The organism is Bacillus sp. NEB1478, assembly GCF_031582965.1.
Classification (GTDB): Bacteria; Bacillota; Bacilli; order Bacillales; family Fictibacillaceae; genus Fictibacillus.
In genome coordinates this window covers 1,741,893-1,763,599 of the sequence record NZ_CP134049.1, presented here as the reverse complement: position 1 = coordinate 1,763,599, position 21,707 = coordinate 1,741,893, and the positions used below count along the sequence as shown (strand labels likewise).

25 protein-coding genes are annotated in these 21,707 nt (G+C 37.6%); 1 reads left to right on the top strand and 24 read right to left on the bottom strand.

Annotated features, from left to right (window positions below):
* Window positions 1-14: 14 nt before the first annotated feature.
* The 23 genes from RGB74_RS08675 to prsW all read right to left on the bottom strand — a co-directional run bounded on the left by RGB74_RS08675 (window position 15) and on the right by prsW (window position 19,489).
* The gene (locus tag RGB74_RS08675; RefSeq protein ID WP_310762582.1) at window positions 15-842 is read right to left on the bottom strand and encodes a menaquinone biosynthetic enzyme MqnA/MqnD family protein; all 828 of its coding nucleotides are present in this window, start codon (window positions 840-842) and stop codon (window positions 15-17) included.
* Window positions 843-848: 6 nt separating this feature from the next.
* Entirely contained in the window at window positions 849-1,439 is a 591-nt protein-coding gene (locus tag RGB74_RS08670; RefSeq protein ID WP_310762581.1) for a UbiX family flavin prenyltransferase, read from the bottom strand.
* Window positions 1,436-2,338, bottom strand: a complete 903-nt coding sequence (locus RGB74_RS08665; protein WP_396136058.1) for a UbiA-like polyprenyltransferase — start codon at window positions 2,336-2,338, stop codon at window positions 1,436-1,438. Before RGB74_RS08665 ends, RGB74_RS08670 begins: the two co-directional genes overlap by 4 nt.
* Window positions 2,316-3,020, bottom strand: a complete 705-nt coding sequence (locus RGB74_RS08660) for a demethylmenaquinone methyltransferase (protein ID WP_310762578.1) — start codon at window positions 3,018-3,020, stop codon at window positions 2,316-2,318. The genes RGB74_RS08665 and RGB74_RS08660 overlap by 23 nt, the downstream gene beginning before the upstream one ends.
* A 4-nt stretch (window positions 3,021-3,024) precedes the next feature.
* Entirely contained in the window at window positions 3,025-3,732 is a 708-nt protein-coding gene (locus tag RGB74_RS08655; RefSeq protein WP_310762577.1) for a heptaprenyl diphosphate synthase component 1, read from the bottom strand.
* A gap of 112 nt (window positions 3,733-3,844) precedes the next feature.
* Window positions 3,845-4,063, bottom strand: a complete 219-nt coding sequence (mtrB, locus tag RGB74_RS08650) for a trp RNA-binding attenuation protein MtrB (RefSeq protein WP_066241872.1) — start codon at window positions 4,061-4,063, stop codon at window positions 3,845-3,847.
* An 11-nt stretch (window positions 4,064-4,074) separates the two neighbouring features.
* A complete protein-coding gene (folE, locus tag RGB74_RS08645; protein WP_310762576.1) occupies window positions 4,075-4,641 on the bottom strand; it encodes a GTP cyclohydrolase I FolE in 567 nt (188 codons plus the stop codon).
* Between the two features lie 519 nt (window positions 4,642-5,160).
* The gene (locus RGB74_RS08640; RefSeq protein ID WP_310257842.1) at window positions 5,161-5,433 is read right to left on the bottom strand and encodes an HU family DNA-binding protein; all 273 of its coding nucleotides are present in this window, start codon (window positions 5,431-5,433) and stop codon (window positions 5,161-5,163) included.
* Window positions 5,434-5,943: 510 nt separating this feature from the next.
* Window positions 5,944-7,422: a stage IV sporulation protein A gene (spoIVA, locus tag RGB74_RS08635; RefSeq protein WP_310762575.1), complete on the bottom strand. Its 1,479-nt coding sequence runs from the start codon at window positions 7,420-7,422 to the stop codon at window positions 5,944-5,946.
* A gap of 261 nt (window positions 7,423-7,683) precedes the next feature.
* Window positions 7,684-8,394 (bottom strand): hypothetical protein, encoded by a 711-nt coding sequence (locus RGB74_RS08630; RefSeq protein ID WP_310762574.1) that lies wholly within the window; start codon window positions 8,392-8,394, stop codon window positions 7,684-7,686.
* 19 nt (window positions 8,395-8,413) lie between these two features.
* Window positions 8,414-8,614, bottom strand: a complete 201-nt coding sequence (locus RGB74_RS08625) for a DUF2768 domain-containing protein (RefSeq protein ID WP_310257845.1) — start codon at window positions 8,612-8,614, stop codon at window positions 8,414-8,416.
* Between the two features lie 371 nt (window positions 8,615-8,985).
* Window positions 8,986-9,252: a stage VI sporulation protein F gene (locus tag RGB74_RS08620; protein WP_396136038.1), complete on the bottom strand. Its 267-nt coding sequence runs from the start codon at window positions 9,250-9,252 to the stop codon at window positions 8,986-8,988.
* 122 nt (window positions 9,253-9,374) lie between these two features.
* Window positions 9,375-10,400 carry an NAD(P)H-dependent glycerol-3-phosphate dehydrogenase gene (locus RGB74_RS08615; RefSeq protein WP_310762572.1) on the bottom strand — a complete coding sequence of 342 codons (1,026 nt, stop codon included), beginning with the start codon at window positions 10,398-10,400 and terminating at the stop codon, window positions 9,375-9,377.
* Window positions 10,401-10,488: 88 nt separating this feature from the next.
* Complete coding sequence (der, locus tag RGB74_RS08610; RefSeq protein ID WP_310762571.1) at window positions 10,489-11,802, bottom strand: ribosome biogenesis GTPase Der; 1,314 nt, start codon at window positions 11,800-11,802, stop codon at window positions 10,489-10,491.
* A gap of 139 nt (window positions 11,803-11,941) precedes the next feature.
* On the bottom strand, window positions 11,942-12,544 hold the full coding sequence (locus RGB74_RS08605) for a YphA family membrane protein (RefSeq protein WP_310762570.1): 603 nt from the start codon (window positions 12,542-12,544) through the stop codon (window positions 11,942-11,944).
* Between the two features lie 248 nt (window positions 12,545-12,792).
* On the bottom strand, window positions 12,793-13,932 hold the full coding sequence (gene rpsA, locus RGB74_RS08600) for a 30S ribosomal protein S1 (RefSeq protein ID WP_310762569.1): 1,140 nt from the start codon (window positions 13,930-13,932) through the stop codon (window positions 12,793-12,795).
* A gap of 69 nt (window positions 13,933-14,001) precedes the next feature.
* Complete coding sequence (locus RGB74_RS08595) at window positions 14,002-14,583, bottom strand: lysophospholipid acyltransferase family protein (protein ID WP_310762568.1); 582 nt, start codon at window positions 14,581-14,583, stop codon at window positions 14,002-14,004.
* Window positions 14,584-15,258: a (d)CMP kinase gene (gene cmk / locus RGB74_RS08590; protein WP_310762567.1), complete on the bottom strand. Its 675-nt coding sequence runs from the start codon at window positions 15,256-15,258 to the stop codon at window positions 14,584-14,586.
* Window positions 15,259-15,392: 134 nt separating this feature from the next.
* Window positions 15,393-15,569 (bottom strand): DUF5359 family protein, encoded by a 177-nt coding sequence (locus tag RGB74_RS08585; protein ID WP_310762566.1) that lies wholly within the window; start codon window positions 15,567-15,569, stop codon window positions 15,393-15,395.
* A 54-nt stretch (window positions 15,570-15,623) separates the two neighbouring features.
* A complete protein-coding gene (locus RGB74_RS08580; RefSeq protein ID WP_310762565.1) occupies window positions 15,624-16,283 on the bottom strand; it encodes a flagellar brake protein in 660 nt (219 codons plus the stop codon).
* A gap of 107 nt (window positions 16,284-16,390) precedes the next feature.
* A complete protein-coding gene (gene ypeB / locus RGB74_RS08575; protein WP_310762564.1) occupies window positions 16,391-17,740 on the bottom strand; it encodes a germination protein YpeB in 1,350 nt (449 codons plus the stop codon).
* A gap of 18 nt (window positions 17,741-17,758) precedes the next feature.
* Window positions 17,759-18,622, bottom strand: coding sequence for a spore cortex-lytic enzyme (gene sleB / locus RGB74_RS08570; RefSeq protein WP_310762563.1), 864 nt, complete (start codon window positions 18,620-18,622; stop codon window positions 17,759-17,761).
* A 186-nt stretch (window positions 18,623-18,808) separates the two neighbouring features.
* The gene (gene prsW, locus RGB74_RS08565; protein ID WP_310762562.1) at window positions 18,809-19,489 is read right to left on the bottom strand and encodes a glutamic-type intramembrane protease PrsW; all 681 of its coding nucleotides are present in this window, start codon (window positions 19,487-19,489) and stop codon (window positions 18,809-18,811) included.
* A gap of 82 nt (window positions 19,490-19,571) precedes the next feature.
* On the opposite strand from prsW, the gene RGB74_RS08560 reads away from it, so the two are divergent.
* Window positions 19,572-20,540 carry an asparaginase gene (locus RGB74_RS08560; protein ID WP_310762561.1) on the top strand — a complete coding sequence of 323 codons (969 nt, stop codon included), beginning with the start codon at window positions 19,572-19,574 and terminating at the stop codon, window positions 20,538-20,540.
* Window positions 20,541-20,572: 32 nt separating this feature from the next.
* On the opposite strand, the gene RGB74_RS08555 is transcribed toward RGB74_RS08560, so the two are convergent.
* Window positions 20,573-21,559 (bottom strand): YpdA family putative bacillithiol disulfide reductase, encoded by a 987-nt coding sequence (locus tag RGB74_RS08555; protein ID WP_310762560.1) that lies wholly within the window; start codon window positions 21,557-21,559, stop codon window positions 20,573-20,575.
* Window positions 21,560-21,707 lie beyond the last annotated feature (148 nt).

Below are 21,707 nucleotides of genomic sequence, written 5' to 3'. Positions count from 1 at the left end.
CACCCTATCGCCCATTACGTATAAGAAAATTTTAAAATAGAGGGGATTGTCTGCAACAAACCGCACTCGTTCGCTAATTGAAAATATAGGTTGAGTCCCTTTTCATGTTCGCCATTAAATTGATAATTTAACCCATTAAAATAGGAATCCCAAAAGTCATAATCCCCTCCATGCTCCAGCATGGCTTTATGAATAACAGGGGTGAATTTTTCAAACTGGCATCTTTCTTTACTTTCGATCATGCTCTTCATTACATAGGCTAGCAGATCTTTCTTTTCAGTTTCCATTACTTTTCTGTAGGCCATCACGGCAAACACCATCGGCAATCCTGTTTGCTGATACCAGATCTCACCAAGATCATAAACATGATATCTTGTATTTTTTCGATTAGCAGAAATAGCATCATCACCAATCAGCAAACATGCATCATATTGGGTCATCATCTGTTCAAAAAGAGGAGATTCTACTTGGTATGTTGCTGCTACATTATAAAAGTGGTGTAGGATTACTTTTAACAAAGCTACAGATGTCTCAGAACTAGAAGTAAGGGCTATACGCTTTCCGCTTAATTCTTCAATCGGATATTTTGAAAATAAAAAAATGGAGTTGACTTTACCGAACGCAGATACTGATAAATCAGGCGCGAGACTGTAACGATCCGCATTTTTTCCAAAAGAAAAAGAGGAAATTCCTCCAATATCCACTTTATCTTCTTCCATCAAGCGATTGATCTTTGATGGTACAGCAGCCTGAATCCTTACTCCTTCATTTATTAAACGTTCTCTGTCTAAATAATAATAAAGGGGTATTATGTTTGTATAGCTGATTTCCCCAATGTTCATAATCTATCAATCTCCCCAGCGTGTGAACAATTCGTGATGAACACCCAAGTTATCCAGCACTTTTCCGACTAAAAAATTAATAAGATCATCCATGGATTTCGGTAAATGATAAAAACCAGGCATTGCAGGAACAATCTTGCCTCCTGCATCTGTCACCTTAATCATATTTTCAAGATGTATCTTGTGAAGAGGTGTTTCTCTTGGGACTAATACAAGTTTTCTGCTTTCTTTCAGCATAACATCCGCTGTACGTTCCAATAAATTTCCAGATGCACCATGAGCAATCCCAGAAAGAGTTCCCATTGAACAAGGAACAATGACCATACCATCATTCTGATAGGAACCGCTCGCAATAGGTGCGTTAAAGTCACGGAGCGTATGGTAAAAGAATCTCTCTTTCCCAAACGATTCAAAATGTTCCTCTATAACAGCAGCACGATCTTTCGTATCCCACTGCAGTTCTTCCCGAAACACTTGCCAGCCAGCTTCTGTTACGACCAAGTGAACTTTATGACCGCTCTTAAGAATCTCTTGTACAAGTCTTACACCATATATAGCTCCGCTAGCCCCTGTAATTCCAACAGTAAATGTTTTCATAGCAAAAGGTCCCCTATAGAAAATATAAACATAACGATACTCAAAATTCCGTTCATCGTAAAGAATGCTACATCCAATTTGGAAAGATCATGCGGTTTCACAAGCGAGTGCTCATAAATCATGATCGCACCTGATACAGCAACACCAAGGAAATAAATCCATCCCATACCAGTAACTAAACCAAAGGAAATAAATGCTATGAAACTAGCAACATGCAGCCATCTTGCCGCAATAAGTCCTTTTGCTACACCAAAAAATGAGGGGATGGAATACAACCCGTGAGATTTATCATAATCAGCATCTTGTGTAGCATAGATCACATCAAAACCTGCGATCCAGAATAAAACACCAAAAAATAATAAAAAGGCCTCCAAACTTAAAGTCCCGGTAGCACCAACCCAGCCTCCTAGCGGAGCGATCGCAATTGTGATGCCTAATACTATGTGGCACAAGTAAGTAAATCGTTTCGTGTAAGAGTATATAACTAAAAAGAAAACAGCAAGCGGCAATAATTTCACAGATAGCATGTTTAATTGATAGCTGCTAACAAACAATAATGCCAATGATGCGAAGATAAAAAGATAGACTTCACTTTTTTTAAGAAGTTTTGCCGGAATTGCCCGATTGATTGTCCTTGGGTTGACACTGTCAATGTTGGCATCAATAGCACGGTTTAAAGCCATTGCTGAGCTTCTAGCACCTACCATCGCCAATGTGATCCAAATCCATTCGACTAATGTCGGCAGTGTCCCCTCTTCTACGATATTCCCTATAATTGCTCCTAAAAAAGCAAAAGGCAAAGCAAAAACGGTATGCTCAAATTTAATCATCTCTAATATTATTTTACATTTATTCCACACACTACAACGCTCTCTTCTATTGCGGTTTTTGGCCAGCATGCATGGCGGCAGCACCGCATGCGTAAGATTTAACTTCAACTTTTATTAAACCAGCCTGTTGAAAAAGCACTTTTAATTCTTCTTTCGTCAAGAAGGCTTCTGTAGATTCCTGAAGCCAGGAATATTCTTGATAGCTTTTAGCAAACAATCTGCCGAACAGTGGCATGATGTACGTAAAATAAAATTTAAATGCTTGCTTGAAGCCTGGAACAGTTGGATGAGATGTCTCTAGACAGATCACTTTGCCTCCGGGTTTCACAACTCTCGCCATTTCACGCAATACGGTTAAATAATCCGGAACATTCCGCAGTCCGAAACCGATTGTTACAAAATCAAATGAGTTATCCTCAAAAGGAAGTTCCATCGCATTTCCATGGATAAAAGAAACTTGTTTCAAAGGACGATTCTTTAATTTTTCACGACCGACTTTCAGCATATTTTCACTGAAATCCAGCCCAATAACATTGCCCTGTTCCCCTGTTGCCTGTGCAAGAGCAAATGTCCATTCACCTGTTCCGCAGCATAAGTCCAAACATTGATCGCCTTGTTGTACTTGCATGCGCTTCATCGTATCGTTTCGCCATTTCGTATGCTGTTTAAAGCTGATAAGGTCATTCATATAATCATATTGTTCGGATATCTTTTCAAAAACAGAGTGAACCCGTTCTTCTTTGCTCAACATCGGATTAACCCTCTCCTAACATTAAGTCATTTTCTATTTCTTCATGCATACTGCCATTTTCCCGTTCAACCAATTTTGGAATCTCTACATTCTTTTCTTTAATATCTGTTTCACATTTTTTTAAGTACGCTGACTGCTTCTCATTCAAACTATTTCTCATTCTATTATTTTGATAATGGGAGAGCAGTAAATAACGTTCAATAAAAGGTATATACTTTTGTAGACCTAATGACTCTGCTGCTTTTGTATACAATAAACTTTCAATCTGCCCGACGATTTCAATGAATTCCAAACCGCTATGCTGTTTAGAATTCTGATTATGGAGCATCGTTTTGTGCTCATTTATCTTCTGTACCGCTTGGGAAAGATAGGAAATCAATTGTAAATTCTCACATCGAGACAATAGCAGATAATAAAGACTGCTAAAGTAATCACCCGACAAGACAACGAGCTGACGTTTCTTTTTATTAGATATAACTTCCTGATTTAAAATCTCTTCATGACGGTCCAGTGCCGACTGGATCATTAAGATTGAACTGAAAATCTCTGTTTCAACCGCTTCTTCCATTTCTAGTTCTTGAAGCAGGCAATATGTAATGAACACTTTTGCTTCATTTAACGCTGGCAGCGGTATATATTCACTGACATAACTATGCTGCATGAGTAAAAGTGTATGCTGTTTTAACCGTTGAATATGTTCCATGGTGTTCATCATGTGCCTCCATTGATACAACTGAATATGCTCATTATTATACCATAGTAATCAATTTTTTAGTTTTTTTAGGCATAAAGAAAACTAGGCTGCCGCCTAGCATTATGTTTCTTTAGGATTCTGTATCCACTTCACCATGCTTCGTATAGATTACAGCTTTCCCTCTTACCTTTACTGCAGAAGTATGCTCCGTAAATTGAGCAATCATCACTTCTCCTTTGTCCAATTTTTCGGAGTGATGAAAGCGTGTTTCGGTTCCTCGTGTTAATCCAATTACATTGACACCGTTTTCTTTTGCTTTAATTACAAAAAAGTCAAATTCTGATTTCATGCCGAAACCTCCTAATTTCGAATTAAACTCAATACTTCTGCCCTTGCAGCTGCATCTTTCTCAAAAACTCCCCGAACGGCTGAAGTTACTGTCATCGACCCAGGTTTTTTAACCCCTCGCATCGTCATGCACATATGTTCTGCTTCAATTACGACGATGACACCATGCGGCTCCAGCGTTTCAAGCAAACTGTTCGCAATTGTAGATGTAATTCGTTCCTGCAGCTGCGGCCTTTTTGTTACGGCTTCAACAGCTCTTGCCAATTTACTTAATCCTGTAACTTTCCCGCCTTTCGGAATATATCCTATATGCGCCTTCCCGAAGAACGGTACAAGGTGATGCTCACACATTGAATAAAACGGAATGTCTTTTACAAGTACGAGTTCTTCATGATCTTCTCCAAAAATAGTCGCAAAATGTTCTTTAGGATCCTGGTTCATTCCTTGAAAGACTTCTTCATACATTTTAGCTACTCGTTTTGGCGTATCTAATAAGCCCTCTCTTTCAGGGTCTTCTCCAATTGCTTCTAAAATCATTTTTACTGCCAACTCAATTTTTTCACGTTGAACTTCTGCCACTCTCTTTGTCCCCCAATTCCAATAACACAATAGAAAAATTTTAGCATACCCATAAAAGAATAGCAAAACGGGAAAACCCTTACAACACAGCTTAAGCAAAATTGTGATTATCGAATCAAAATTGTAGAAATAAACCATTTATTGAACGAATTAGAACCGATTCATGGGCCAGTATGACTTAGTAATTAAATAATATCCTGAAAAAATACAGGAAGTAGCTAGCAGTTGTAGATTTAACATGATGGTGACTGACAAGAGATTGAGGTATTCTTTCTGAGAAAAACAAAACGGGTTAAGGAAGTTTACTAACAAACAAAAAATGGCTATAACAAACAAAAATCACCAACATTAAGACAAAAAAAGTAGTCTTTCAAACAAAAATGGGTTGATTTTAAACAAAACCACCAATCTGTTCCTTTGTATGTCCACCTAGTAAAGACATTTCAAAAAAATATGAAAAGAGGCTGACTCAAAAGTAATAATTACTTTTAAGCAGCCTCTTTTTGCCCTATGTATTAATTATTTAACAGCATCCTTAAGGGCTTTACCTGGTTTGAAAGCAGGAACTTTGCTTGCAGAGATTTCGATTTCTTCACCAGTTTGCGGGTTGCGCCCTTTACGAGCAGCACGCTCACGTACTTCGAAGTTACCAAACCCGATAAGTTGTACCTTGCTTCCGCTTTGAAGAGTACCAGTAATAGCTTCAAAAACAGCGTCAACTGCTTTAGATGCATCTTTTTTAGATAGCTGAGCTTGCTCAGATACTGAATTAATAAGATCAGTCTTGTTCATTACATTCACCTCCTCTCAAGGATGTTTCTAAAAATATATCGGCAATCAAATCATTCTTTGAAGTGTATTTATAGATGTAATATACAAGATTTTACTAATTTAATCTGTAACAAGCCTTATATTATACGATTCGAATAAGAAATTCAATCTTTTTTCGACGATTTTAGTGTTCCTGCCCTTAATTTTACTTATATTTTGACCTTATTTTACAAATTTTTTGTTTCACAAGGTAAAAAAGACCTCACCATTTCTAAAGTCATTCGTACTAATTTTTCACCTGATTTTCCCTGGCCATTCTAAATTTACCCTGAACCAATACTTAAAAAGAATTCCTGCTTATCAATCAAATAGTTTGTTGATTCAGAAGCAAGAAGGCCGAGGAAGTGAAGTTTTCGAGTAGCGGAGTTTAGTATACCTAAATGAGCAACGAGAAAATGAAAATGACGACGAGATTCGCTGCTTATCAATCAACAAAACAAAAAAAGACTCCTGTTGTAAGGAGTCTCAAAACTATAAAATAATGGCAATTAATCCACCTGATCCTTCATTAATAATGCGTTCAAGCGTCTCTTTTAATTTGTATCTTGCGTTTTCTGGCATTAAAGATATCTTACCTTGGATTCCTTCTCTTACAATGGAATTTAAGGAGCGCCCAAAAATATCAGAGTTCCAGATTGATAGTGGATCTTCCTCAAAGTCCTGCATTAAATATCTCAGCATTTCTTCACTTTGCTTTTCTGTACCGATTATTGGCGCAAACTCAGATTCTACATCTACTTTTATCATATGGATCGATGGTGCGATCGCCTTGAGTCTTACACCGAATCTTGAGCCTTGACGGATGATTTCAGGCTCATCTAAACTCATATCTGTAATGGCTGGAGCAGCAATCCCGTATCCGGTCTGCTTTACCATTCTTAGTGCGTCTGCCACTTGATCGTATTCTGTTTTTGCGTATGCAAATTCCTGCATCAGCTGCAGCAAATGATCTTTTCCTCGAATCTCTACACCTACAACTTCTTTTAGTATTTGATCGTATAGATAATCTGGTGCAAACAAATCGATCTCAGCTATGCCTTGCCCCATTTCAATTCCAGCAAGTCTCGCATCGTCAATGAAATCGTAGTTTGCAAAAAAACCAACAACTTTATCAACATCACGAAGACGCTTAATATCTTGAACTGTTTCTCTTACTGCCTCTTCATAACTTTGACGAAGCCAGTGATTCTCACGAAGTACCATTACCCAGCTAGGAAGGTTTACATTTACTTCTAGTACCGGGAACTCATATAGAGCTTCTCTTAATACATTGTTGATGTCATGTTCAGTCATGCCTTCTACACTCATCGCCAAGACTGGTATATCATATTTCTCACAAAGCTCATTGCGGAGCTGCTGTGTATCTGGGTGATGCGGATGAGTTGAGTTAATGAGCATAATAAACGGTTTGCCGACTTCTTTTAATTCCTCAACTACCCGTTCTTCTGATTCTACATAATCATATCTTGGAATTTCTCCAATAGAGCCGTCCGTTGTTACGACAACTCCTAATGTCGAATGTTCTTGAATGACTTTTCTTGTTCCGATTTCCGCAGCTTCATGAAAAGGAATCGGTTCATCATACCAAGGTGTGTTGATCATTCTAGGTCCGTTTTCATCCTCATAGCCTTTTGCACTTGGGACCGCATACCCTACACTGTCAACAAGACGGATATTTACATCAAGTCCATCTCCTACATTGATTTTTACCGCGTTGTTTGGAACAAATTTGGGTTCAGTGGTCATAATGGTACGTCCAGCTGCACTTTGCGGTAATTCGTCTTGAGCACGTTGACGTTCTGCTTCACTTTGAATATTTGGAAGCACAACAAGTTCCATGAATTTCTTAATGAAAGTAGATTTACCTGTTCTTACTGCTCCTACTACTCCCAAGTAGATATCTCCGCCCGTCCTTTCGGCGATATCTTTAAAAATATCGATTTTTTCCATTCGTTTCCCTCCCGATCCAAATAAAGTTCCGGATGCTAGTCTTGGACAATACATCGTATGATTTTGTCCTATGGATTATGACAAAGGAATGGAAATTTTTATTGGAACCTATCTCTTGGGGCTTTATATAGTTCCGAAAAATCGGGAGGGCGCACAATAGTGCCTACCGATGAAACTATGAAGCTTGTTCCGTTTAAGGATTTCCAAAAAAAATCTCTCCGCCTTTTCTATGAATGTATTAGAAAAAGGGAGAGTTCATGCCTATTTTATTAAAAAAACAGGTTTATTGTTTTCAACTGTATACGGAACAGAATAAATAGGAACAAAAAACGAGTGATCCGCAAGTAAATATCGGATATCTTCATGTTTCTTTATATCCTTTGGGTTGCTGCTCATAGCGACTCTTAAATCTTTTCGGTAATCTATGAAAAGTTTCGTATCGTTATTAATCATCAGCGGAAGCTGCTTCCCAGTGAAGGGACTTTTCACAGTTGGATCCTTTTTATACCCTAGTTTCTTATAATCAAGCGTATACCTTCCTGATGCTACGATTTCCTTAAATGGCGGATATTTATGTTTAGACATATAAACTTTTAGTGCGACCTGTATATCTTGAACTTTATCTGTCATGACTAAGTCAGCTAATTTTACTGTAGGATTTGTTTCTACATCTGTTAAAACATAAAGAAAGGTTCCGCCTTTTTCAAAAGAATTTCCTGGTGGTTCTTGCATATATTTAGGAACCAATTTATTAAAATCTATTACATATTTTTGAAAAACATCTGTATTTCCGTCTTTCGTTTCAATCGGCAATACCCCAGTATCTTTCTGAAAGCTGTCTATTGCTTTCTGAACCGCTGTAATCTGGTCTTGATAGGGTATTCTATTTTGCAGTTTACGCTCTTCCGGATATAAGCATCCTGAGAGAGTCAGCAGGATAAGACAGAAAGGAATGAACCACTTTTTTGACATATATTTATCCTCCTTCTCCTTAACCTTTGACGGGGCCGCTCAAGACGACTATTAAGATTAGTATTCCCGCTGTAATCATGCACAACCACGCAAATATTGATACGATAACTTGAATAATACCTGATAATTTAGAACGGCTGAACATAATTGAAAAAACTGCAATAAACATTAAACCGATGGACGAAAGCGCCACCCACATTTTCATTAAACCTTCACTCATATGTATCCTCCTTATCCACAGCGTACATTATAGCATAATCCTGTTCATTTCCTTTACTTTTTATGGACTAAAAAATATGGCTGTTTTCGAATTCATCGTTGCTTTTGAATGTAGTTGATTTCCGTTCCATGTTGCTCGCTTTCCGTGGGGCAGACGGTGAGCCTGTCCCGTAGGACAAGGAAAGCAACGACCGCGATACATCGCACGAAGAAAATGAATACCCTATTAATGCGGCCGTTGCTTTTTTTGCCACTCCTTTTAAAAACAAAAAAACACCTGGAATGCCCAGGTGTTTGACTAAATACTTCCCACTTATTTTGTTCAACATCAAAATGAATAGACGGACCCTTTAACTAACAGTTCGCATTTAATTATTTATTCCCATTTTCGAACATTTTTGATAGCGTAGCCATATCCAAAGGGATATTATTATTAAGCACCGCCTGCACGATTTGATCTTCCTTTTGTTTAGTGACAGCCACTCCAGCCATAGAAGATACTTGGGATATCAGCATTCGAATCATTCTTTCATCACGCAGATTGTACCCGCTTACGGATTGTGCAAGTTTGAAAATATCATCTTTTTTCACACTTGTTTTCTTTTCGATTTTGTCAAAAAACTGCTGTTCGCGTTCCAATTGAAAGTCCTCCTCCCGCTTCCTTTTCATCCCTATCGTATGCAAGAAAAAAAGAAGCGTGAAAAGAAAAAAAGGCGATTGCCTAATATTTTTAGACATTCGCCTATCATGATGCATGTGTGTCAGCTCTTTAAAGAGGATACATCTTCTACTTCATGAGTACGTGTTCGCTGCATCAGTTCATCTACCGCTTGCTTTGCACCTTTATTATTAAATAAAACATCAAATAGCACGGCAGTAATCGGCATTTCTACTTTTTCTCTTTTACTTAATTCATAAGCTGCTTGAGTTGTTCTGACGCCTTCAACAACCATTCCCATTTTAGATAGAACATCATCTAAATCCATACCTTTGCCGAGCATATTTCCTGCACGCCAATTCCGGCTATGTACACTTGTACAAGTAACGATTAAGTCACCAATACCTGTAAGACCAGAAAACGTGAGAGGATTCGCTCCCATATGAGTACCTAAACGGGCAATTTCAGCAAGTCCCCTTGTAATCAACGCGGCTTTTGCATTATCTCCATATCCTAAACCATCAGAGAGACCAGCACCTAAAGCAATAATATTCTTTAGTGCGCCACCAAGTTCGACACCTACAACATCGGGATTTGTATATACACGGAAATTTTGATTGATAAATAAATCTTGAACCTTTTCTGCTACTTCATTATTTTTTGAAGAAACTGTTACTGTCGTCGGCTGTCTCAAAGATACTTCTTCTGCATGGCTTGGTCCAGAAAGAACTACAACAGCCTTAAGAAAATCATCAGGAATTTCTTCTTCTATAATTTCAGAAATTCTTTTATATGTACCCGGTTCAATCCCTTTGCTTGCATGTACGATCGTAACTGGACGAGTCAGCAGTGATTTAAGCGGCCCTAGTACATCACGCATCGCTTTTGTGGGTGTTACAAGAACTAGGGTATCTGCATCTTGCACACAATCTTTTAAATCTACCGTCGCTTCTATGTTTTTGGGAATCCCGATGCCAGGCAAGTACCTTTCATTGCGATGCTCTTCATTTATCTCCTGCACCTGTTCTTCTCTTCGTCCCCATAAACTTACATGATGGCCATTATCAGCTAATACAATAGCAAGAGCTGTTCCCCAGCTGCCTGCTCCTAATACAGCAACTTTCTCCATACACGTCACACTCCATACGATTTAATTTTCCCATTTGCATATAAAGCCGAATAAGAAAAGAGGATGATATAAAATCACCCTAATCTTCTTAATCATTCTTTTTTCTTGCGAAGATTTTAATCGGTGTTCCTATAAAACCAAATGTCTCACGGATTCGATTCTCTAAAAATCTTTTGTATGAAAAATGGAACAGTTCAGGGTCATTTACAAAAATAACAAATGTCGGCGGTTTTGATGCAACTTGAGTAGCATAGTTAATTTTTAAACGTTTCCCATTATCCATCGGTGCAGGGTTCATGGCAACTGCATCCATTATTACTTCATTAAGCACATTCGTTTGTACTCTTAATGAGTGATTTTCAGCAACTTGGTTAATTACAGGGAACAACTGATGCAAACGTTGTTTCGTCAATGCAGAAACAAAGACAATTGGTGCGTATGACAAATACAAGAAGTGATCACGAATTTTTTGTTCAAACTTCTGCATCGTCTTGTCATCTTTTTCAACAGCATCCCATTTATTCACAACAATAACAACCGCTTTTCCTGCTTCATGAGCAAAACCGGCTACTTTTTTGTCTTGTTCAATAATGCCTTCTTCAGCGTCTATTACCATAAGAACAACGTCTGAACGTTCAATTGCTCTCATCGCACGCATTACACTGTACTTTTCTGTAGTCTCATATACTTTTCCGCGTTTACGCATACCTGCAGTATCAATAATTACATACTTTTGGCCTTCACGCTCAAAGTTTGAATCGATCGCATCTCGTGTCGTTCCGGCAATGTCACTTACAATTACACGGTCTTTACCTAAGATAGCGTTCACCATAGAAGATTTACCTACGTTCGGTCTTCCAATTAATGAGAAATAAATCGTATCTTCGTCTTTTTCCTCTTCGGCATGTTCAGGAAAATGACTGACGACTCGGTCTAGCAAATCTCCCAGTCCAATACCATGTGTACCTGATACCCCTACAGGTTCGCCCATCCCTAAACTATAGAATTCATATAAAAGTTCTTTACGTTCAGGGTTATCAATTTTATTTACACCTAGAACAACTGGCTTTTTCGAACGAAAAAGCATTTTAGCTACTTCTTCATCCGCGGCAGTAATGCCATTCATACCATCTACTAAAAACAAAATCACATCTGCTTCTTGAATGGCTAGCTCTGCTTGCTCTTTCATCTGACTCATAAATGGCGCATCGCTGATCTCAATTCCGCCCGTATCGATCATATTGAACTCTGTATTCAGCCATTCAGCGGAACTGTAAATACGATCACGTGTTACGCCTGGTATATCCTCTACAATAGAAATACGGTCGCCCGCAATTCTGTTAAAAATAGTAGACTTTCCAACGTTCGGTCTTCCTACTATTGCCAAAACTGGTTTAGTCATGTTGACACTTCCCTTTTTTCCTGATCAGATCAATCATCTTTTTCCTATTAAATATACATCATACCATTTTTCAGACTATAAAAATTGACAAGTCCATTTATTTTAGCAAATAACACTTTTCCAGACAACTTAAAATCTTTTAAATTTGTTTTGCAGAGCCTGTCTTTTTATATGCAGGGGATTTCATTTTTTTCAGCATATCAAGTGACGAGAGGATAGTAATGAGAACAGAAGAGTTAAGTACGAGTAGATCCAACACATAATCCGAACCTATGTCAACGAATCCTTGAAGCTGATAAATTAACATCTGATATAAAAAGTCACCAATAAATAGCCCTATAAAAAAAATAAAAAGAGTATCATTATTTCGTTTAGATATGAGCAGAAGTACTATTATTAAAATAAAAATCAAAAGATATTTCTTATTCACGATCAGTTTGACCGGGTCGTAAAGAGCGAATAACTGCAAAGTAACATACGAAGTTGCCACGACAAAACTGCTGATTAAATAATTGCTTAGACGCTTATGATTCCTGATAGCATAAACAAAACCCATACATAAAATAAAAAGGAACGCTGCATTTATTTTACCTAGTGAAAAGGATACAGAATGTCCAGATAAAATAATTCCAAGCAAAATAAAAAAAGAAAGTTTTGATCTAAAAGGGCTCTTCTTCATTAAGAAGGTAGAAAAAGCCCAACCCATCCACATTATCCAGTAAAAAAGGACACCCTCATTCATGTTTTTCACCTCGGTAGCATTATGCCACTTTCCAGCTACTCTTAACCTTTTATATGGCTGTTTCCCTAAACTTTAGTGCCATAAAAAGGTGGTGTGTCCTTATATCCGCTTCTTAACGCTCGCTTTTCTTAGAGATTTGTTATGAGCATCCTCCGTCCCATCAACATTTTTTAACGGGAAGCTCTCACAAAACTAAATAAAAATACAAAAACAGCTCGCGATCAAGACGAGAGCTGTTTGTTTAAAACTTATTTATATTCTTTAAGCTGATCACCGATCATTTCGGCTAACGAGAAGCCTTTCTCTTCTTTCGGCAAGTTTTGCTTTAGATTTTCTTTATCTTTTTCGTCTTGAACGGCTTTCATGCTCAAGCTCATTCTCTTTTCTTGGCTGTTAACCTCAAGTACTTTCACAGAGACTTTTTGGCCGTCTTTTAGAACTTCACCAGGATTGCCAATGTGCCGGTTTGCAATTTCAGAAATATGCACAAGTCCTTCGATTCCTGGTGCCACTTCTACGAACGCACCAAATGAAACGAGTCTTTTTACAGTGCCTTCAACAACACTTCCTGCTTTTATTGAAGTACTGGCTTCCTCCCATGGTCCCGGCTGTGTTTCTTTAATTGAAAGGGAAATACGGTCATTATCGCGGTCAACTGACAGAACCTTAACTCTTACTGTTTGTCCTTCACTTAACACTTCAGAAGGACTCTCAACACGGTTATGTGAAAGCTGAGAAACATGGACTAATCCATCAACGCCTCCAATGTCTACAAAAGCACCGAAATCAGTCAGTCTTTGGACTTTTCCTTCTATTATCTCACCTGGAGATAAACGATCTAGAATCTCCTGTTTTCTGCCCGCTTCTTGCTCTTCCGTAACGGCTCGGTGAGAAAGAATAACACGGCCTTTTTCAGGATCTAATTCAACAATTTTAACAGAAAGCTTTTTACCTTTGTAATCAGAAAAATCTTCAACAAAGTGTGATTCGACCATAGAAGCCGGAATGAATGCACGGATTCCTAAATCAACTACTAGTCCGCCTTTTACAACATCATGAACTGCGATTTCAAAAGTTTCTTTTGCATCATATTTTTCCTGTAATTCAGACATTGATTTTTCGCTATCTACTGCTTTTTTCGATACGAGCAGTTTGTCCTCTGTATTGGAAAGAACTCGAACAGTGATTTGATCTCCTTCATTTAACACATCACTCACCTTTTCGATAAAAAGGCTTGAGACTTCATTAATTGGCAAAAACGCGTCTTGTTTAGCGTTGATATCAACCAATGCATGTTTTTCTTCTACTTTTAGTACCGTACCAGTGACAATATCACCTTCTTCGGCCATAGCAGCATTTGTTAAACTTGTGCTCATTTCGTCTGTCATGATCGTGCCCTCCTCAAAAATTAGAAAAGTAATTTATTGAACTTTCACTATGAAAGAACATAAACGCAATTATTCATTTTCCTTTTTCAACTGAGCTATATGATCCATTATAAGCTGAGTCGCTTCTTTTGCGGAAGCTTTTTGCTCTCGTAAATCTGTAAAATCGATCGGTTTACCGAAAATGACTTTTAACTTTTTGCCTCTTTTATACTGGCCAACAATCGCACATGGAACTATATGTGCTTCTGATTTCAGGGCAAAAAATCCTGCCCCTGCAAGTCCTTCACCAATTTCTCCAGTCTTGCTTCTTGTTCCTTCAGGAAAAAGGCCAAAAACTTTTCCATTTTTTAAAAGCTGAATTCCAGTTTTCAGAGCTGTTTTATCACTCATCCCCCTCTTAACTGGAAAAGCGTTAACTCTTGGCAAAATACTTTTTAAAACTGGAATTGAAAATATTTCAGCCTTCGCCATAAAATGAACATCACGCGGAGATGCTACCCCAACAAGCGGGGGATCAAAGTTATGGATGTGGTTGGCACAAAGCAGTATACCGCCTGTTTCAGGCATGTTCTCAACACCAATAATTTCAGGCTTATACACCGCTTTAAAATAAGTACCACACAACCATTTCCCAAAAGAATAAAGATTCATCTATATGGCCCTTTCTTTAGCATAATGAAGGATACTTAGAACAACTTCATCAATACTCATGCTTGTTGTGTCGAGCTCAATGGCATCCTCTGCTTTTTTAAGGGGAGCTGTTTCCCTCTCACTATCTCTTTTATCCCTCAATGCGATTTCACTTTTTAATTGTTCAAAATCAGCTGAAATACCTTTTAAACTGATCTCCTCGTATCTTCTTCTCGCACGTTCTTCAACTGAAGCGATCAAAAAAATCTTAAGTTCAGCATTAGGCATAACATGTGTTCCGATATCACGACCATCCATGACAACCCCGCCTGATTCTGCAAGCACTTGCTGCCTTTTTACCATCTCAATACGCACTTCTCTTTGCCGAGCAACAAACGATACATTATTTGTAACTTCTCTAGATCTTATTTCTTCCGATACATCATTTCCATCAAGAATTACAGACTGGCCAACTTCTGTTTTCACTAGTTCGATTTCGGTTTCGTTAAGGACAGATTCAAGCGCTTCTCCATTATTCAAATCTGCTCCAAGAGTAATGGCTTTATACGTTAATGCCCGATACATAGCGCCAGTGTCGATATAAATAAAAGATAGCTTTTCTGCAACTTGCTTAGCTACCGTACTTTTTCCCGCTCCAGCTGGACCATCGATGGCAATTGATATTAATTTTTTCATGTTTCCTCCTACCCGTACCTTTACAATGCATACATAGCAATAAAAGCAGGTAGATTGCTCCCTGCTTTTTCTCTGTACTTAACCTGTTTTTTATCAACAGATTAATTCTATATCTATATTACCACAGTTATTCCTCAGTGGTCTATCGTTTCCAAAGTTGGTTCTTTCTTGTCTTTGATTACTCCTTCATAATAGATACTCTTATTAGTAACCAGTTTAAAAGACGGAATTTCCAATAAAAATTGAGCGATCATTAATATAAAAAAATGAGCGATCGCCAGCTGAATTAGTAATTTTTCTACGCGTTTCATATGTATTGTCACCTTCTTTAAAGGAATATTTTTCCCAAAAAGAAGATAATTATGCTATATTTTCATTTCCTTTTTTTTCATTTGAAGCTGCTGTTCAAAACAAAACCGTATAATATGCTGCCTATCTCGTGCTGTAATTTGATTAAACTGCAAAGGTGCCCTTTGTCTATTATTATCCCCATCTAAAATTCGCAAAACGCTGCATTCAAGGTCTAAATACACTTTTTCCCCTGAACGCATCGGAAGAACTACTAAACAGTCCAGCACGTCTCCCTTTGCTACCTTGTGCCCGATAGGCAATGACAAGAGCATCCCGCCTGCACTCATATCAACAATTACTGAATTAAAAGCCGGATCAGAATTAGCTATAATGTCAACTGAGACATCCACCATAGTCTCAACTCTGACATATTCTCTTCTTTGAACTTTATGCACGTCTTCGTTTTTTGGTGCTGTAATAATTAATACAGGGATTTTCTCGATTTTTCGGCCTAATAGTTCTGTCCGGAATGTATAAACTACTTTTTCTTTATCAACAAAGGATACCTTAAATTGTGTACCATCAAAAAAGTATTCCGTTCTGTTTGTAGCCTCATTACTGGGATAGTCAATATATAAAACATCATCTTTCATTTCGTATATTTTTGATTTGTATGTATCTTTTTTATCTGAAAATAACGGTACTAAAGAAATTGATTCTCCAATTGCCAACATAAAACTTCCCCCATATACGTTCTAACCTGACACCTATATTATGACAGTAATGGAAAAAAAGAAAAAGCAAAATTTCATTAAGAAAATTTTGCTCTTTCATCATTTCATTAAATTTCATTATAAGAAGGCTCTGCTTCTTTTAATTTTTTCACTTCTTCTTCATTGCCATTCTCTGAGTTTATAAAAACTTGATAAGTTTCATTTCCGAGAACACCAAGGAATTCATAACAAAATACTTCTTCATTGATATCATTTCTAATTAGCGCTTTACTGACTTCCTTCACTTGGAACTTAGGATTTAAATTTGTCCGAGCTTCTTTTTCTGAAATTTTAAATACTGGAATGCGGCGATCTTGGTGCGACAACAAAAATTCAGTACCCTCGTACCCCATGATATCCCCGTTATCGAGAGCTACTTTCACAGTTACGACTTCTGGATAGATCCGGACTCCATCTTGTTCCCTTGCATAAGTAAATACAGCAATATTATCATATTGATTACTTGATACAACCACCATTTTGCTGTCCATATGTTTTTTCAGGAAGTCTTGAGCTTGGAACATAGCTTGGTTTAATGAGATTTTAGGTTTTCCTACTTTCCGATCATATAATTCCCATAATGGATAACCGCCTTTTTTCGTTAAATCCATATAGGTAGTTCCTTTAGTTTCAGGATTATACAAAGTAAGTGAATAAGCATCATATTTTGCTTTTTTACCTGATTCCTCAACTGTAATCTTTACGTTCTTTTTCAAATCAAAGAATTTTATCGCAATATTTCTTGCATCTTCTTTCGTTATCTCTTTTCCTTTTAGTTGATTAAAATTACGATTTTTCATTTTCATCATATTGGATACTTCAGGACCAAAATTTGCCTCCGAATATCCTTCTGATGTTTTATCAACCGTTTTGAATCCATCAATAATTGTGTTGTCTTCAGCTGTTTTATTCGTTGCCAAAGCCATTTCGACATCCATCCAGCGCAGATTGTTCTTTTGAGCTAAAGCTTCAGTTTTTCTCAGTTCATTTTGTATTTCCGTTGCGTTCGCATACAGCTCTTTTAACCTGTTATGTTCTTCGCCGCTTAACGGCTTCTTTTCTAAGTCACGTACTGCTGTACGATAACTGAACTCTCCCATTTTTGATAAAAATTCTTCTGTTTTGTTAAATGGAAGTAATGCTAACGGCAATTGCCCTACATCATTATGTGCTTCAGAAGTGAGTCTCCATACTTGAGCAAGTGCTGGAGAAAGCTGGCTTCTAGAGTTCATGGCAAGAGTTTCGCCGATTTTGTCATGCAATGAATCCACATGAAAGTTTAGATCATGAAAAGCCCGCTGATAGTTATTTTCTGCCTGCAAAAGAATAGCATTTTTTTCTTGGTGCTCTGTATAACCCCAATAGCCTGTTCCTGCAATAGCAACGAACAAAAGTACAATAAGGATTGTGCGTATCATTTATATGTCACCCCTTTATTAGTTGCAAAAAATATGCTTTCCGATTTTCTTGATTTGAGGACGTCCCCAAATCCATCCTGATGTTGCGGTATCCGGGTTAAAGTAATAAATAGCTTCACCTGTTGGATCCCATCCATTTAAAGCATCCATTACAGCTTTTTTTGCTTGATTATTAGGCGTTAAATAAATTTGGCCATCCGCTACAGCCGTAAATGCACCAGGTTCAAATATTACCCCAGAGACAGTATTAGGAAAAGCAGAACTTTCTACGCGATTAATAATAACTGCAGCTACTGCAACTTGCCCGATATACGGTTCTCCTCTGGATTCACCATAAACAGCATTAGCCATTAGATTAATATCATTTTGAGAATATCCATCTGGTATGTTTTTTGCAGGTTTTACTTGAGCCGGCGCAGCTTGTTTAGTTTTACCTTTTACAGCTGTTTTTCCTTTAGGTGCAACTCCTTTAGCAGTTCCTCCCTTTACTTGATTGTTCTTAGAAACTCCTCCATAATGAGTAAATTTCTTGCCTGAACGAATTTGTTTATTCACCCAAGCTTTGTCATATTTAGATGCTTTAACAAGCTTTTGTTTAGCTGTAGTCCCTGCTAAACCATCAATATCTAAACCAAACTCGTATTGGAAGTTTCGTAAAGCCCAATATGTTCTCCATCCAAATACGCCATCAATATTTCCCGTATAGTATCCTAAATACTGAAGACGTGATTGAAGTTCTATAACATCATCACCCGTTGCACCTTTTTGAATGACCTGGTTTGAAAACGCATGTGCTGCGCTTTGCCCAAATCCAGCAAAAAAGCCAAAACAAAGGGCGATTGCAAAAAACGCTCCTCTTATGTAAGCTGAATTTCTTTTCATGAGAAGTCTAGCCTCCTGTAATTTTTTCTCCATTTTCTTTTAATACTTGTATCATTTGTAATCCGTATTTTTTTATTCAATTTCAAAGACTCATTGTAAAAACATTTGTTCAAAAAAATATGTACACGAAAAAAACGTTGCTGACCTAGATATATGACATATATCAAGGAATAAAAAAAAGACCGGCTATATACCGGTCTTCGCATCCGCGTGTGCAAAATGTTTCATTGATGAATTGGCGAGTTTTACTTTTCGTAATGCAAACCACCATAAGAAAATCATGAATGGAAACATATAAAAGAAAATATATTTGGTGTTTGATAGGAGCAAGAAGTTAAAAGTACCATGAAGAAGTACGGGCACAAGCAATGATAAAACCAGATAGACAACTTTTTTTCTGCCGGAAGAGAACTTGCCTTTCCCTAAGTAAAAGCCCATGATTACACCGAATAAAGCATGACCGCTAACCGGCAGCAACGCGCGTACCAATGCTTCTTCAATCCCGAAAGTATATAAATAAAAAATATTTTCTAATGAAGCAAATCCAAGCGAAAGTGCTGCCGCATAAACAATGCCGTCATATGGTTCATTGAATTCCTCATGCAGATAAGCACCATAAAAAATTAAAAACCATTTAAAAAATTCTTCTAGTAATCCACTAGTTAAAAAAGCATCAGCAAATAAAGGGATATTCAACTCTTCTTTAAACCCGAATTGAAGCACCATAATGGGAAAAACAAGGAGAACTCCAAATATATAAACCTTTACAACTAATGATAAAGGTTCTGTTTCGTATTTATCTTTCAAATAAAAAAATGATAATAGCGCAATGGCCGGAGCCACCGCTGCAGAAATTACAGCCAGCATGTCCTGCCTCTTTTCTACTGTTTTTTTCTATCGTAACATGATATTTTAAGAAGTGGAATAGTGAACAAGGAGGGCAGCACTTATGAAAAAAATATTACTGATACACACAGGCGGTACAATCGCGATGGAAGAAAACAAAAACACAGGCGGCGTCAACACGAAAGAAACCCATCCGCTTGAATCAACCATTGCAGAACTGGCAGATATTGCAGAGGTCATTTCAAAAAATTATGTTAATCTGCCTTCTCCGCATATTACTCCTGTACACATGCTTGAACTGGCATCTTTCATCAAAGAACAAACGGAAACAGAGCATTTTGACGGAATTGTCATTACTCATGGAACAGATACACTAGAAGAGACAGCTTACGTCCTTGACCTTGTACTCGGAGCAACAATACCTGTAATCGTTACAGGTGCGATGCGATCAAGCAATGAACATGGCTCTGATGGGCCATACAATCTAATATCCTCTGTCAAAGTAGCGTCTGATCAGCAATCATTAGGCAAAGGCGTTCTTGTTGTTTTTAATGATGAAATTCACACTGCAAAAAATGTAACCAAAACACATACCAGCAACATTGCGACATTTCAAAGTCCACAATATGGTCCTATTGGAATTGTAACTAAAAGAGGCGTTCTTTTTCATCATACACCTCTACAATCGAACCGCTTTCAAGTAAAAAGCGTTTCTAAAAATGTAGTGTTATTAAAAGCTTTTGCAGGTATGGATGGGACTTTAATAAATGCAGCTGCTCATGGAGCTGATGGTATCGTTATTGAAGCACTTGGACAGGGAAACATGCCTCCAGCGACAGTGCCTGCTATTGAAAATCTCATTAAAAAACAAGTTCCTGTAGTACTTGTATCTAGATGCTTCAACGGTATCGCCCAAGATATCTATTCTTATGAAGGCGGAGGAAAACATTTAAAAGAATTAGGCGTGATTTTCTCTAATGGATTGAATGGTCAGAAAGCGCGGCTGAAACTCATGATTGCATTAGAAAACACAAATTCCTCTGAAAAATTGCAGCACTTATTTTTTGATTAAGATTAAAAAAAGCCGATATCCGCAATGCAGGATTATCGGCTTTTTTCTCTTTCATGAATGGTTCTGGCAATCATATCTCCATGAAACCTTCCATTTTCAATAAAAATTTCATTGGCGTTGTTACCTGCTGCAATAACTCCTGCAATAAAAAGTCCATCTACATTTGTTTCCATTGTTTCTGGAGAATAAATAGGTCTTCCAGTATATGAATCAATTGATACCCCAATTTTTCTTAAAAAAGCGTGATCTGGATGATAGCCAATCATAGCAAAAACGGAATGAAATGGATAATATTTCTTCTTTCCTGAAATGGTTGCTAACAAACCATCTTTTGTAAGTTCTTCTACTTCCGCATTAAATGACATTTGTATCGTCCCGGCTTTCACACACGCTTCAAAATCCGGAAGAACCCATGGCTTAATACTCGGAGAATAATCTTTTCCTCTATAAAAAACATGAGGTCTTGCACCACATTTTTGAAGTTCTAATGCAGCGTCTATCGCTGAATTCTTACCTCCAATAACTGCAATATCCAAGTCGTAAAAAGGATGGCCCTCTTTGAAATAATGATATACATGAGGCAATTCTTCCCCTTTAATATTCAGTAAATTAGGGTTGTCATAGTATCCAGTTGCAATGATTACCCAGCGAGATTTATAGATGGTTTCATTTTTATAACGATCCGTCGTCTTAATAATAAATAGTCCCTTTTTATCTTTTTCTACAGATTCTGCTTTTTCGAACGTCCGGATCATTAACTCTTTTCGCTTCACTACTTCTCTATAATAAGTTAATGCATGTATGCGGTTCGGTTTTCTTTGTTCATGAACGAACGGAAATTGACCGATTTCTAATTTCTCGCTAGAACTAAAAAAGGTTTGATGTGTTGGGTATTTATAGATCGTATTGACTACGTTCCCCTTCTCAATAACACAATAGGAAAGACCTTTTTCTTTTAGTGCAATAGCTGCAGCTAAACCACAAGGTCCGCCGCCAATAATACAAACATCTATATCCACTGCTTCACCACTTTCAATAACGCTTTATCTAATAAGTATAGGTTATACAAAGGCTGTTTTAGCATACATTGTTGGTTTTGTAGGTAGTTGATTTCCGTTCCAGGTTGCTCGATTTCCGCAGTGTAGGCGGTGAGCCACATTCGTAATT